General features: G+C 74.3%; 11 protein-coding genes. 4 read left to right on the top strand and 7 right to left on the bottom strand.

Features of this window, described 5'->3' with window-relative positions; all coding sequences use genetic code 11:
- Positions 1 to 162 precede the first annotated feature (162 nt).
- The gene (locus tag ABD437_RS08880) at positions 163 to 1,344 is read left to right on the top strand and encodes an RsbRD N-terminal domain-containing protein (protein ID WP_344648276.1); all 1,182 of its coding nucleotides are present in this window, start codon (positions 163 to 165) and stop codon (positions 1,342 to 1,344) included.
- Between the two features lie 73 nt (positions 1,345 to 1,417).
- Entirely contained in the window at positions 1,418 to 3,271 is a 1,854-nt protein-coding gene (locus ABD437_RS08875; protein ID WP_344648275.1) for a serine/threonine protein kinase, read from the top strand.
- Here ABD437_RS08875 and ABD437_RS08870 read toward each other — a convergent pair.
- Positions 3,268 to 4,056, bottom strand: coding sequence for a lysozyme (locus ABD437_RS08870; RefSeq protein ID WP_425558130.1), 789 nt, complete (start codon positions 4,054 to 4,056; stop codon positions 3,268 to 3,270). The genes ABD437_RS08875 and ABD437_RS08870 overlap by 4 nt on opposite strands.
- A gap of 188 nt (positions 4,057 to 4,244) precedes the next feature.
- Between ABD437_RS08870 and ABD437_RS08865 the strand changes: the two genes are divergently transcribed.
- Both ABD437_RS08865 and ABD437_RS08860 read left to right on the top strand, forming a co-directional pair.
- The gene (locus ABD437_RS08865) at positions 4,245 to 5,357 is read left to right on the top strand and encodes a winged helix DNA-binding domain-containing protein (RefSeq protein ID WP_344648273.1); all 1,113 of its coding nucleotides are present in this window, start codon (positions 4,245 to 4,247) and stop codon (positions 5,355 to 5,357) included.
- 71 nt (positions 5,358 to 5,428) lie between these two features.
- A complete protein-coding gene (locus ABD437_RS08860) occupies positions 5,429 to 6,223 on the top strand; it encodes an SAM-dependent methyltransferase (RefSeq protein WP_344648272.1) in 795 nt (264 codons plus the stop codon).
- 33 nt (positions 6,224 to 6,256) lie between these two features.
- Here the strand turns inward: ABD437_RS08860 and ABD437_RS08855 are convergent, their stop codons facing one another.
- The 6 genes from ABD437_RS08855 to ABD437_RS08830 are packed head-to-tail and all read right to left on the bottom strand — an operon-like array spanning position 6,257 to position 12,590.
- Positions 6,257 to 6,937, bottom strand: a complete 681-nt coding sequence (locus ABD437_RS08855; RefSeq protein ID WP_344648271.1) for an IclR family transcriptional regulator — start codon at positions 6,935 to 6,937, stop codon at positions 6,257 to 6,259.
- Entirely contained in the window at positions 6,934 to 8,112 is a 1,179-nt protein-coding gene (gene fahA / locus ABD437_RS08850; RefSeq protein ID WP_344648270.1) for a fumarylacetoacetase, read from the bottom strand. The genes ABD437_RS08855 and fahA overlap by 4 nt, the downstream gene beginning before the upstream one ends.
- Positions 8,109 to 8,924 carry a hypothetical protein gene (locus tag ABD437_RS08845; RefSeq protein ID WP_344648269.1) on the bottom strand — a complete coding sequence of 272 codons (816 nt, stop codon included), beginning with the start codon at positions 8,922 to 8,924 and terminating at the stop codon, positions 8,109 to 8,111. The genes fahA and ABD437_RS08845 overlap by 4 nt, the downstream gene beginning before the upstream one ends.
- Entirely contained in the window at positions 8,921 to 10,090 is a 1,170-nt protein-coding gene (locus tag ABD437_RS08840) for a homogentisate 1,2-dioxygenase (protein ID WP_344648268.1), read from the bottom strand. Before ABD437_RS08840 ends, ABD437_RS08845 begins: the two co-directional genes overlap by 4 nt.
- Positions 10,087 to 11,631, bottom strand: coding sequence for an FAD-dependent monooxygenase (locus ABD437_RS08835; protein ID WP_344648267.1), 1,545 nt, complete (start codon positions 11,629 to 11,631; stop codon positions 10,087 to 10,089). The genes ABD437_RS08840 and ABD437_RS08835 overlap by 4 nt, the downstream gene beginning before the upstream one ends.
- Positions 11,628 to 12,590, bottom strand: a complete 963-nt coding sequence (locus ABD437_RS08830; RefSeq protein WP_344648266.1) for an MBL fold metallo-hydrolase — start codon at positions 12,588 to 12,590, stop codon at positions 11,628 to 11,630. The genes ABD437_RS08835 and ABD437_RS08830 overlap by 4 nt, the downstream gene beginning before the upstream one ends.
- Between the last annotated feature and the right edge of the window lie 5 nt (positions 12,591 to 12,595).

The following is a 12,595-nucleotide window of genomic DNA, read 5'->3' as shown; positions in this document are numbered from 1 at the left end:
GAGTGTGTGTGCGAACGGCCCCCTACCAGGTCGAATGAGCCCCAATCGGTGGCAACAGCACTGATTTGTCACGCACTTGGTGTGCGGAGTGCACACTCGTCGTTTCGCTCAGTGATTCACCGGCCTGGGCCGCGCCGGTCGGCACGCGTAGCCTCCGCCGGTATGGCAGCGGAGCCGGTCGGTCCGAGCGTGTCCGCGCTCGCGGTCCGGCTGCGCACCCGGCGCCTGCGTACCCTCACCGCGGAGGTGTCCCAGCACGTCCACGCGGCCCTGCCCGACTATCCCGGCGTGGTTCCCGACTGCGCGGTCAGCGTCGAGCAGATGCTGCGCCAACTCGCCGGCGAGGGCGAGCGGACCTCGCTCCAGGAGACCGGGCGGCGGTGCGCGCAGGAGGGCCTGCCGGTGGAGTGGCTGCTGCACAGCTTCCGGCTCTGCGCCCGGGTGATCTGGCAGGGCCTGGTCGGCGAGGCCGCCCGCGCCGGCGACGACTGCGTCCGGCGGCTGCTCGACGAGGCGGTCGTCGTCTGGGACGCGCTCGACCGCGTCTCGACGCTGGTGACCAAGGCCTACCGCGAGGAACAGAGCCGTCTGCAGCGCACCACCAGGCGGCGCCGCGAACTCGTGCTGTCCGCGCTGCTCGACCGCCCGCCGGCGTCGGCGTCGGCCGGGGAGGAGGCCGGTGAGGTGCTCGGCGTCCCGGTGCGCGGCCCGCGTGTCGTCGTGGTCTCCACGGTCGGGTCGGGCAGCCCGGAGACGGCCCTGCGCGCCGCCGGTTTCACGTCCGCGTGGGTCACCCAGGGCGCGCGTGACGTCGGGCTGCTGTCCCTGTCCGCGGCCGACGACCTGCCCCGCGCCACCGAAACGCTGACGACGTGCCTGCCCGGCGCCGTCACGGTGTCCCCGCTGATCGACGGCTTCGACGAGGTGGCCACCGCCCACCGGCTCGCCCTGCTGACGCTGCGCACGCTGCCCACGGCCTTCCAGGGCATCGCCCGCGTCACCGACCGGCTGCCGCACACCCTGGTCGCCGGCGTCCCCGACGTCGCGGACGTGCTGGTGCGCCACACGCTCGGCGGGTTGCTCACCGTGCGTGCCGGCGAGCGCGAGATGTACCTGTCCACGCTGGAGGCCCTCGTCGAGGCCGACGGGTCGTTCGCCGGGGCCGCGCGCAAGCTGTACTGCCACCGCAACACCGTCCTCAAGCGCGCCCACCGCATCGAGGCGCTGACCGGACGGCGGCTCACCAGCACCCGGGCGCTGGTCGAGCTCTACCTCGCGGTGCTCGCGGTGCGGATGGACTCCCACCGTTCCGGCGAGAACGGCCGGTACGCGCCGCGCGCCTAGACCCGCCGCCTGATGCGCGGTGTTGTCGCCGCGTGCTAGACAACGGGGGCTTCCAGCTGCTCCGGGGGGATCCGTGGCTTCACCGTTACGCGCCGGCGACCCGGAGAGACTCGGGCCCTACCGCCTCGTCGGCCGGCTGGGGGAGGGCGGGCAGGGCGCGGTGTACCTCGGGGTGACCGGCGACGACGCCCGGGTGGCGGTGAAGGTCCTCAAGGCCGAGCTGGTCGCCGACACGTCGGCGCGGCGGCGGTTCGGCGGGGAGGTCGACCTCGCCCGGCAGGTCTCGTCGTTCTGCATCGCCGAGGTGCTCGACGCCGACCTGGGCGGCGACCCGCCGTACATCGTCAGCGAGTTCGTCCCGGGGCCGTCGCTGGCCTCGGCGGTCGCCGCCGAGGGGCCCCGCACCGGGGGAGCGCTGCACCGGCTCGCGGTCGGCACGGTCACCGCGCTGGTCGCGATCCACCGCGCCGGGGTGGTACACCGGGACTTCAAGCCGCACAACGTCCTGCTCGGACCGGACGGGCCGCGGGTGATCGACTTCGGCATCGCCCGGTCGCAGGACGCGACGGTCACCGCGGCCAGTGGCGTGCTCGGGAGCATCTCGTACATGTCGCCGGAGCAGATCGGCGGCGAGACGGTCGGCCCGGCGAGCGACGTGTTCAGCTGGGCGTCGACGGTCGTGTACGCCGCGACCGGCGGGCACCTGTTCGGGAACGACTCGGTGCCGGCCGTGCTGCGGCGCATCCTGTCCGACCCGCCGGACCTGGGCGGGGTGCCGCCGTCGCTGGTGCCGGTGCTGTCGGCGTGCCTCGACAAGGACCCGGGGCGGCGGCCGGCCGCCAGCGACGTGCTGCTGCGGCTGCTCGGCCACGACGGGCCGTCGACGGACGCCCACGCGCTCGACGCGCGGGTGATCGCGGAGACCGCGCTGAGTCCCCGGCCGCAGGTGCCGTCCGGTTCGCCGCCGGGGGTGACCCGGCGGACGCCGGAGCCGTCGGCGGCGGGCCCGATCCCGGTGTCCGGCGGGTACGTCCCGCCGACGCCCGTGTCCGCCGGACACGCTCCGACGGCGCCGATGCCGGTCGCGTCCGGTGCGGGGCCTTCGTCGGCGGGCTCTCCATCGGTGGAGCCGTCGTCGGGCGGCTCGGGTGCCGGGCGGCGGAGACGGGTGCTGTGGCCGGGGATCGCGCTCGGGGTGGTGATCGCCGTGGTCGCGGGCATCAGCGCGGTGGTGCTGCTGCGCGACGACGACTCCGACCGGGTGGGGCGCGGCACCGCCGCACCGCCCCGGCCACCCGCCGCCACCGGCGACCTGCTCTACCGGCAGACCTTCGACGCCCAGAACGACTGGGACGGCTACCGCTACCACCCCGACGCCGCCGACCCCGCCGAGGTCACCACCCGCGGCTACGACCCCGAGCGCGGCGTCTACACGATGATCGCCCGCGGCGAGGAACGGTCGAACCAGGTCGCGTCCCCGTTCCCGGCGAAGGACGGCGCCGACACCGCCCTGCGCGACATCGCCGTCGGCGTCACCGCCCAGCTCGCGGACCGGTCCACCGGTGCCGGTGAGGTCGGGCTGAGCTGCCGCGGCGACGAGGACACCGGCACCGGCTACTTCTTCTCGCTCTCCCGCGAGGGCGCGGTCCGGGTCGTCCGCCAGCAGGACGGCACCCCGACCGAGCTGCTCACGACCCCCGGGCGGGCCACCGCGCTCGGCGACGACCCGGTCCGCCTCGAAGCGGCCTGCCGCGCCGACCGCCTCACGCTCTGGGTCAACGGCACCCAGGCCGTCGACGTCCGCGACCCGAACCCGCTCCCGGAGAGCCCGCGGGTCCAGGCCGGCGTCCTCGTCCGCCTCCCCGACACCGGGGACGACGTCATCGAGGTCTGCTTCGACAACTTCACGATCTACCGCGCGGCCTAGCCCAGGGCGAGTTGTTTGAGCTGGGCGGCGGTGCCGTTGAAGACGTTCGAGTCGCCCGGGAACGGGCCGGTGGACGAGTGCTGCCAGAACGTGTGCTTCGCCCAGCCGGCCGGGAGCGGCCCGACCGTGGGTTTGTACCGGGCGATCCAGAGCGGGTTGGTGGCCCCGAACTCGCTGTCGTTCCCGGTGCAGGCCTTCCACCAGCTGGTGGTGGTGTAGATGACCGCGTGCCGGCCGGTGCGCTGGTGGTAGCGGGTGAGGAACGCGCGGATCCAGCCGCGCATCGCGGCCGGCGTCAGCCCGTAGCACTCGTTCTTGCGGTACTCGGGGCGGCCGGCCCGGTCGCCGTACGGGTTGTGCTCGATGTCGAGCGCACCGGGCAGCGTCCGCCCGTCCCGGGACCAGCCGCCGCCGTGGTCGACGAAGAAGTCGGCCTGGCGGGCGCCCCCGCTGCGCAGCGGCAGTCCGAAGTGGTATGCCCCGCGGATGAGGCCGATCCCGGTCGCGCCCTTGTACTGCTGGGAGAAGTTCGGGCTGCGGAAGTCGGTGCCGAGCGTCGCCTTGATGTACGCGAACGACGGCCTCTGCCCGGCGACGCCGGTCCAGTCGACGTTCCCCTGCCAGTTGGAGACGTCGAGGCCGCGAACCGGGGCGGCCGACGCCGCCCGGGCCGCGGGCGACGGCGCCGGAGCCGGTGCGGCCGAGCGGTCCACGATGCGCACGCCGGTGAACACCGCGCCACCGAGCACGGCCACGGCTAACAGCACTACCCAGAAAACGCGCATCACGCGCAAACCCCCGTCACCGCCGGCAATTCGCCGCACGGTAACAAGGCCGGTGGACCGGCGGCTGTCCCGGTTGCAGGTGGTCCTCCGGGTGGGTGAGGCGCCCCTTGTCCGTACGCCTGAACGGATGCGGAACCCGTCGCTGATTGCGGCCGGAACCTGACCGGAATCACGCCTACCGTCGAGGCATGCAGCGATTGACCTGGTCCGAGGTCCATGCCCGCCGCCTGTCCCGCCACCACCTGACGACGCCCGGCACCGGGTTCGCCGCGGTCGCGCGGGCGATGGGCGGGGTGCACGCGCAGGTGATGTCGGCGGCCGAGCTCTCGCTCGGGCTGCGCGTCGGCGGCGCCACCCGCACCGACGTCCGGGAGGCGCTGTGGCGCGACCGGACGATCGTCAAGACGTTCGGTCCGCGCGGCACCGTGCACCTGCTCGCCGCCGACGACGCGCCGATCTGGACGAGCGCGCTCGCCGCGGTGCCGGCCCCGAACCGGTTCCCGGACGGCGTCCGCCTCGACGACGCCCGGACCCAGGAGGTCGTCACCGCGATCGGCGACGCGCTCGACGGTGACGCACTGACCATCGACGAGTTGAGCGACGCGGTCGTGGCGCGCACCGGGCCGTGGGCGGGCGAGCTCACGATGCCGGCGTTCGGCGGGATGTGGCCGCGGTGGCGCCAGGTGCTGCACGTCGCCGGGCACCGGGGTGTGCTCGCGTTCGGGCCGAACCGGGGGCGGAAGGTCACCTACGTCAACCCGCGGATCGTCCCGGCCGACCAGGGCCGCGCGCTGGCGCAGGTGCTGCGCTGGTACCTGGCCGCCTACGGACCGGCGCGCCCGGACCATTTCGCGCAGTGGCTGGCCGCGCCGAAACCGTGGGCCGCCGCGCTGTTCGAGGCCGCCGACCTGGAGCCGGTCGACGTCGAGGGGACCGTGGGGTGGGTGCTCGCGGGCGACACCGCGCCCGCGCCCGCGTGCGGGGACCACGTCCGGCTACTGCCGTATTTCGACGCCTATCAAGTCGGCTGCCATCCCCGTGAACAGGTGTTCCCGGGCCGCGCCGGGCAGCGTGCCCTGGCCCGCACGCAGGCCGGGAACTATCCGGTGGTGCTGGTCGGCGGGGTGGTGGCCGGGGTGTGGCACGTGCGCCGCTCCGGGCGCCGGCTGGCGATCACGGTCGAGGAGCTGACGCCGGTCGCGCGCGCCGGGCTCGAACACGAGGTGGCACGCGTCGGCGTGGTCCTCGAAGGCGAACCGGCGCTCACCGTCGGGACGGTGACGAGCGGCCCGCACGCCTGACCACCCCCTTGCGTCCACCGACCCTTGTGGACCTACGATCGCGGGACGCCGATTCTCAGGGGGTAGGGCCCGTGAACGATCCGGACTGGGCTGCGCAGCACATCGACCCCAACCAGCCGTCCGCGGCCCGCATGTACGACTACTACCTCGGGGGGTCGCACAACTTCGCGTCCGACCGCCAGGCCGCCGCGAAGGTACTCGAGCTGCTCCCCGACGCGCCGCTGATGGCCCAGGCCAACCGGGCGTTCCTGCACCGCAGCGTGCGCTTCCTCGTCGACGCGGGCGTGCGCCAGTTCATCGACCTGGGCTCGGGCATCCCCACCGCGGGCAACGTCCACGAGGTGGCGCCGGAGTCGACGGTCGTCTACGTCGACATGGACCCGGTCGCGGTCGCGTACAGCGAATCCATCCTGAGCGACGTCGACCGCGCCGGCATCGTGCACGCGGACGTCCGCCGGCCGGAGAAGGTGCTCGAATCCCCGGTCACCCGGGAGCTGCTCGACTTCGACCAGCCGATCGGGCTGCTGACCGTCGCCGTGCTGCACTTCGTCGCGGCCGCGGACGACCCGGCCGGCATTCTGGCCACGTTCCGCGACGTGCTGCCGACCGGGAGCGCGATCGCGCTGGCCCACGCGACCGTGGACGAGCGGCCGGACGAGATGGCCCGCCTCACCGCGATCTACCAGAACAGCGCGAACCCCACGACGATCCGCACCCGCGACGAGATCGCCGCGCTGCTGACCGGCTGGGACCTGGTCGAGCCGGGGCTGACCTGGGTCGTCGAGTGGCGCCCGGACTGGCCCGACGACGCCGACGGGAACTCGGCCTGGTGCGGCAACTACGGCGCGGTCGGCTGGAAGCGCTGACCCACCGGAGCGCTGACCCACCGGAGTGCTGAGTCACCGGAGTGCGGCGGCCACCTGGCGCGCGGCGCGCACGAGGCTCGCCCCGATGCGCTCGACGTCGGCCCCGTCGTCGACGTAGACGACGGCCAGGGCGCCGACCGCCCCACCGTCGGGACCCGGCACGGGCGCGGCGATCGAGCGGAAGCCCCGGATGACCTCGCCGTGCGAGACCGCCCACCCCACCCGGCGCGCGGTACGCAGCTCCTCGCGGTCGTCCGGCGACGGCGGCTCCCCGATCAGCAGCGCCAGGCCGGGCGCGCCCCGGTCGACCGGGTGGCGGGTGCCGGGCCGGTAGGTGACGTGCGCCGCGGTGTCCTGCGGTTCGACGCTCACCACGGTCACCGCCTCCGCCCCCGCCCGGACCACCAGGAACGCGGTCATGCCCCACTCCGCCACCAGCGCGTCGAGCCGGGGCAGCGCGGCGGTCTGCAGGTCCGAGCGCACCCCGCGGGCGAGCACGGCCACGCCCAGCCCGAGCCGGTAGTGCCCGTGCTGGTCCCGCTCGACCAGCTGGTGGTCCTCCAGCGTGCGCAGCAGCCGGTAGCTGATCGAGCGGTGGACGCCGAGCACCTGCCCGATCTCGGTGATCGGCACCGCCGCCCCGGCCGCCGAGAGGTGCTCGAGGATCCGCACGCCCCGGTCGAGGGTCTGCGAGTGCGCCGGGGCGTCGCTCATCGGGCCGGTTCGATCGTCGCGGTGACCTCGCCGAGGCTCAGCCGGGTGCCGTCGATCGCGGGTGCGGTCGCGCTGATCGTGACCGTGTCGCCGTCCTCGAGGAACGTGCGGGTCGAGCCGTCCGGCAGCCGGAGCGGAGTCTCGCCGTTCCAGGCCAGCTCGAGGAGCGAACCGCGCTCGTCCGGTTCGGCGCCGCTGACCGTGCCGGACGCAAACAGGTCCCCGGTGCGCAGGGTGGCGCCGTTCACGGTCAGGTGGGCGAGCTGCTGGGGGGCCGTCCAGTACAGGTGCCGGAACGGAGGGTTGCTCACCTCCACGCCGTTCAGGCTCACCGTCAACCGCAGATCGAGACCCCAGCGGGCCTTGGTGTCGTCGAGATAGGGCAGCACCTCGACGTCGCGGGCCGGCGGGTCGACCCGCGCGGCCTCCAGCGCGGCCAGCGGCACCACCCACGGGGAGACCGACGTCGCGAACGACTTGCCCAGGAACGGGCCGAGCGGGACGTACTCCCAGGCCTGCAGATCGCGGGCCGACCAGTCGTTGACCACGCACACGCCGAACACGTGCGCGGCGAAGTCGCCCACCGCCACCGGTCCCGACGCCGGGGCGCCGACCACGAACCCCACCTCGGCCTCGATGTCCAGCCGACCGGACGGCCCGAACGTCGGCACCGGGTCGGCGGGCGCCTTGCGCTGCCCCGACGGACGCACCACCGGAACGCCCGACACCTGCACGGTGCCCGCGCGCCCGTGGTAGCCGATCGGCAGGTGTTTCCAGTTCGGCGTCAGCGGCGGGGAGCCCGGCCGGAACAGCGCCCCCAGGTTCGACGCGTGGTGCTGCGAGCTGTAGAAGTCGACGTAGTCGGCCACCGCGAACGGCAGGTGCAGCCGGACGTCCGCGCGCGGCACCAGGTGGGCGGCGACGGTGTCGTCGGTGCCGGTGAACCACCCGGTGAGGCGGTCGCGCAGCGCGGACCACGCGGCCGGGCCCCGGGCCAGGAACGCGTTCAGCGACCCGGTCGCGTGCACCGGGTCACCGGTCGCCGCGGCCAGGTCGAGGACGAAGTCCCCGATGGCGACGCCGGTGCGCGGCCGGTCGCCGCCGACGGAGAAGACGCCGTACGGCAGGTTCGTCACGCCGAAGCCAGTGTCGGCCGGAAGATCGAGCCAGGTCACGAACGAGTTCCTTCCACGAGCCCGAGGGCCGTCAGATCGTCGATCGGTTCGGTCACGCTGCACGTGCCGAACGAGGTGAACGCCGCCCGCGCCGCCGCGGACCGCTCCGGCGACCACCCCGTGACCGCCGCCACCAGCCGCGAGGCGTCGGTCTCGGCCAACCAGCCGTCCGCCGTCCCGCCGGCGCGCAGCGCGTCCACGGCCACCAGCACGTTGAGGAAACCGTGGTGGGTGAACCCGGTCGCCGGGTCGGTGTGGCGCACCGCGTGGTGCAGGCCGGCCGTGCACTTGAACGCGACCCCGCGCGCCACGCACGCGCCCAGCGTGGCGGCCAGCTCCCCGGGCGACGGGAACGCCGGCGCCACCAGGCCACCCGTGCGCACCTTGGCCCGGTACGACGCGGACGCCAGCGCGTCCAGCACCTCGTCGCGGGCCGGGCCGCGCGGGACCTCCACGGCCACCGGCACGCCATCCGGCACGATGCCGGCCAGCTCGCTCACGGCCCGCCGGGCGTCGTCGACCACGGGGACCTCGACCGACGCGAGCGCGAGGACCGGGTGGGCCCGCACCCGCGCCAGCGCGTCCGGCAAATCGAGCGGAGCGGCGATCACCGAGACGCCGAACGACGTCGGGCCGGACGCCAGCGCGGCCAGCTCCTCGAGGCGCGCGCCCGGCACCACGAACGGCCCGACCAGGTCGCCGTACCGGGCCCGCAGCGCGGTGTGCGCCGGCACGGCCGAGGCCATCGGCGCGTCCCCGGGCGGGAACAGCGCCGCGTCGTCGAAGAACGCGTCGAAGAGCGGCGTGTTCATGCGCCCGGCCCCCGGCCCGACCACGACCACGCGTACCGGCCGTCGTCGGCGGCCAGCCCCGCCTCGCCCAGGTCCAGGGGCCGGAACGTGTCGACCATGACCGCGGTCTCGTCGAAGAACTCGACGCCGAGCGAACGCTCGACCGCGCCCGGCTGCGGGCCGTGCGAGTGCCCGCCGGGGTGCAGCGAGATCGAGCCCACCCCGATGCCGGAGCCTTTCCGGGCCTCGTAGTCGCCGGCGACGTAGAACATGACCTCGTCCGAGTCGACGTTGGAGTGGTAGTACGGCACCGGAACGGCCAGCGGGTGGTAGTCGACCTTGCGGGGCACGAAGTTGCAGATCACGAAGTTCGCGCCCTCGAACACCTGGTGCACCGGCGGCGGCTGGTGCACGCGCCCGGTGATCGGCTCGAAGTCGGCGATGTTGAACGCGTACGGGTACAGGCACCCGTCCCACCCGACGACGTCGAACGGGTGGTCCGGCACGACGTGGATCGTCCCGCCGCCGCGGTGCTTCACGTAGATCTCGACGTCCGAGCCGTCGGCCAGCAGCGGCTCCACCGGCCCGCGCAGGTCCCGCTCGCAGTACGGCGCGTGCTCGAGGAACTGCCCGTACTTCGACCGGTACCGCTTCGGCGGCGCGATGTGCGAGGACGCCTCGATCGCGTACGTGCGCAGGAGCTCGTGCGGCACCCAGCGGTGGGTGGTGGTGCGGGGCAGGATCACGTAGTCGCCGGCGGCCACCTCCAGCGCCCCGAACACGGTCTCCACCGTGGCGCGGCCGCTCTCCACGTACACGCACTCGTCGCCGGTCGCGTTCCGGTAGTACGGCGACGCGACCTCCGACACCGCGTACGAGATCCGCACGTCGGCGTTGCCGAGCACCAGCCGCCGCCCGGTCACCGCGTCGGCGCCGTCGAACTTCAGCTCGTGCAGCCGCAGGTGACGCGGCACCAGCGGCGCGTTCGGCGTCAGCGACTGGTCGGGCAGGTCCCACGGCCGCGCGTCGACGATCGCCGAGGGGATCCCGCGGTGGTAGAGCAGCGACGAGTCCGACGAGAACCCCTCCTCGCCGACGAGTTCCTCGGAGTACAGACCGCCGTCGGGACGGCGGTGCTGGGTGTGACGCTTCGGCGGGATGCTGCCCACCTGGCGGTAGAAGCTCATGCGTACGCCTCCTCACGGGCGAAGAGCCGCCCCAGGGCGGTGGTCAGGTCGGCGACGGTGGTGACGACGGCGGCGACGTGCGCGTCGGGGCGCAGCACCCAGTACTCGTCCGGGCGGGCGCCGAGCACCTCGGTGAGCAGCCCGCCGGGGTCGAGCTCGTCGATCCGGTGGACGGTGACCGGGCCCTCCACCGCCGGCGTCGCGGCCGCCGGGGCCACCAGCACCGTCACCCCGGTCCGGGCCAGCTCGCGCAGGCGCCGCGCACCGGTCACCGGACAGTCCGGCACGAGCACCCCCGGAGCCGGCACCGGCACGTCACCACGCGCGGGGCGGCCCGGGAACGGGCGGCGCGGGTCGGGCGTCGTCAGCGGCGAGTCCACGTACCAGAACGGCTCCGCCAGCCGCCCGGAGTCCACCGCGGCCCTGGCGTCGGGGTCGGCGGCCGCCCGCTCCAGCACGTCTTCCCGGTACCGCGCCTCCTCCGGCGTCCCCGGCACCAGGAACCGCATCGTCGCCGCGGTGACCTCGAGGTTCTCCCGGGCCGCCGCGTGCCGCTCGTCGTGGTAGGACTCCAGCAGGTGCGCCGGCGCCCAGCCGCGCAGCACGAACGCGAGCTTCCAGGCCGCGTTCTCCGCGTCGAGCACCCCGGAGTTCAGCCCGCGCGCCCCGAACGGCGACACCAGGTGCGCACCGTCCCCGGCCACCAGCACCCGGCCGACCCGCATCCGGTCCACGACCCGCGACTGGAACCGGTACACCGACCGCCACCGCAGCTCGTACGGCCGCTCGCCGATCACCCGCCGGATCCGCCGGTCCAGCCCGCCCGACGCCTCCTCGGCGGCCAGGTCGAAGTCCGGCGGCACCTGCCAGTCGACGCGGTACGTCGAGTCCGGGCACGGGTGGATGAGCACCTGCCGTCCGGGGTTCCACGCCGGGTCGAAGTAGAAGCGGCGCTCGGTCCGCCCGCCCGGCAGGTCGGTGCGCAGGTCGCAGATCAGGAAGCAGTCGTCGAACGACTCGCCGTCGAAACGCAACCCCAGCATCGCCCGGACGTCGTCCCCGCGCGCGCCCGGACAGGCCACCGCGAAACTGCTCGTGAGGACGCCGTGCGCCGTGCTGACCTCGACACCGGTGGCGCTCTGCGCGATGTCGGTCACCCGATGGCCCCACCGCACGTCGACGAGCGGCTCGGCCGCGATCGCGGCGTCGAGGACCGCCTCGGTCTCGCTCTGCGACACGTTCACGAACGGCGGGAACACCGACCGGCCGCGGTCGGCGAACCGGGTGCTGAACAGCTCGCGGTCGCGGTGGAACGTGCGTGCCGTGGTCCAGGTGACGCCACGCTCGGCGATCGCCCGGCCGACCCCCACCGAGTCCCAGACGTCGAGCACGTCGCGCTGCTGGCAGATCGCCTTGCTGCCCACCGCGTCCCGCCGCGGCCGCGCGTCCAGCACGGTGACCGGGACACCCCACCGGGCCAGCAGCAGCGCGGTGGTCTGCCCGACCGGCCCGGCGCCGAGCACGAGCACGCGGCCGGTCACGACTGGAGCTCGTCCCAGACCTGCCGGTCCCGCTCGGCGGTCCAGATCACCGGGCGCTCCACGCCGTCGAGCTCGTCCCAGAGGCGCTGGACGTCGAACGGGAGGCAGTGCTCGAAGATCGGCCACCGGCCGTACGTCGGCGCCAGCGCGGCGTGCGTGGCCTCGAACGCGGCTCGGAGCCCGCGGCCCGCGCGGTGGGCGTCGCCGACCGTGCGCTGCATCGTGAGCAGGAAGTCCCGGGTCTGCTCGATCGCCGCGTCGACGGCCTCGCGGCCCCGGGCGATCGCTCCGCGCCCGCCGACCAGCTGCCGGGCCCGCAGCGCCTTGACGTTGTCGAGCGTGCCCGCGGCCCAGTCGAAGTGGAACGCGTCGCCGGTGTAGAGCGCGGCCTGCGACTCGACGAGGTCACCGGCGAACACGATCTCCTGCTTGGGCAGCCAGGCGACGATGTCGCCCTCGGTGTGCCCGCGCCCGTGGAACTGCAGGACCAGCTCACCGCGGTCGCCGCCGAGCGAGATCGTGAGCCGGTCGCGGAACGTCAGCGTCGGCCGGGTCAGGCCGGGGATCGACGCCGGCTCCTCGAACAGCCGCGGCATCCGGCCGAGCTCGCTCTCCCAGTCCTGCCGCCCCCGCTCGGCGATCAACGCGTTCGTCTGCTCGGAGCTGACCACGACCGCGGCGTCGAACGCGCTCGCGCCGAGCACCCGCACCGCGTGGTAGTGCGACAACACCAGGTAGCGCACCGGTTTGCCGGTGTGTTCGCGCAGCCGGGCGAGCCACCGGCGCGCGGCCACCGGGGTGGCGAGCGCCTCGAAGCAGACCAGGAAGTCCTCGCCCTCGATCGCCCCCACGTTCGGATCGCCGTCGGCGGTGAGCGCGTACACCCCGTCGGCGAGGATCTCGAGGGTCTGCTCCTTCGTGTCGAGGTCGGCAGAGGACGCGAACGGCTTCGTCGCCATGGGCC

Origin of the sequence: Cryptosporangium japonicum, assembly GCF_039524755.1 — a bacterium.
In the GTDB taxonomy this organism is placed as follows: domain Bacteria; phylum Actinomycetota; class Actinomycetes; order Mycobacteriales; family Cryptosporangiaceae; genus Cryptosporangium; species Cryptosporangium japonicum.
This window is presented reverse-complemented; position numbering and strand designations above follow the sequence as displayed.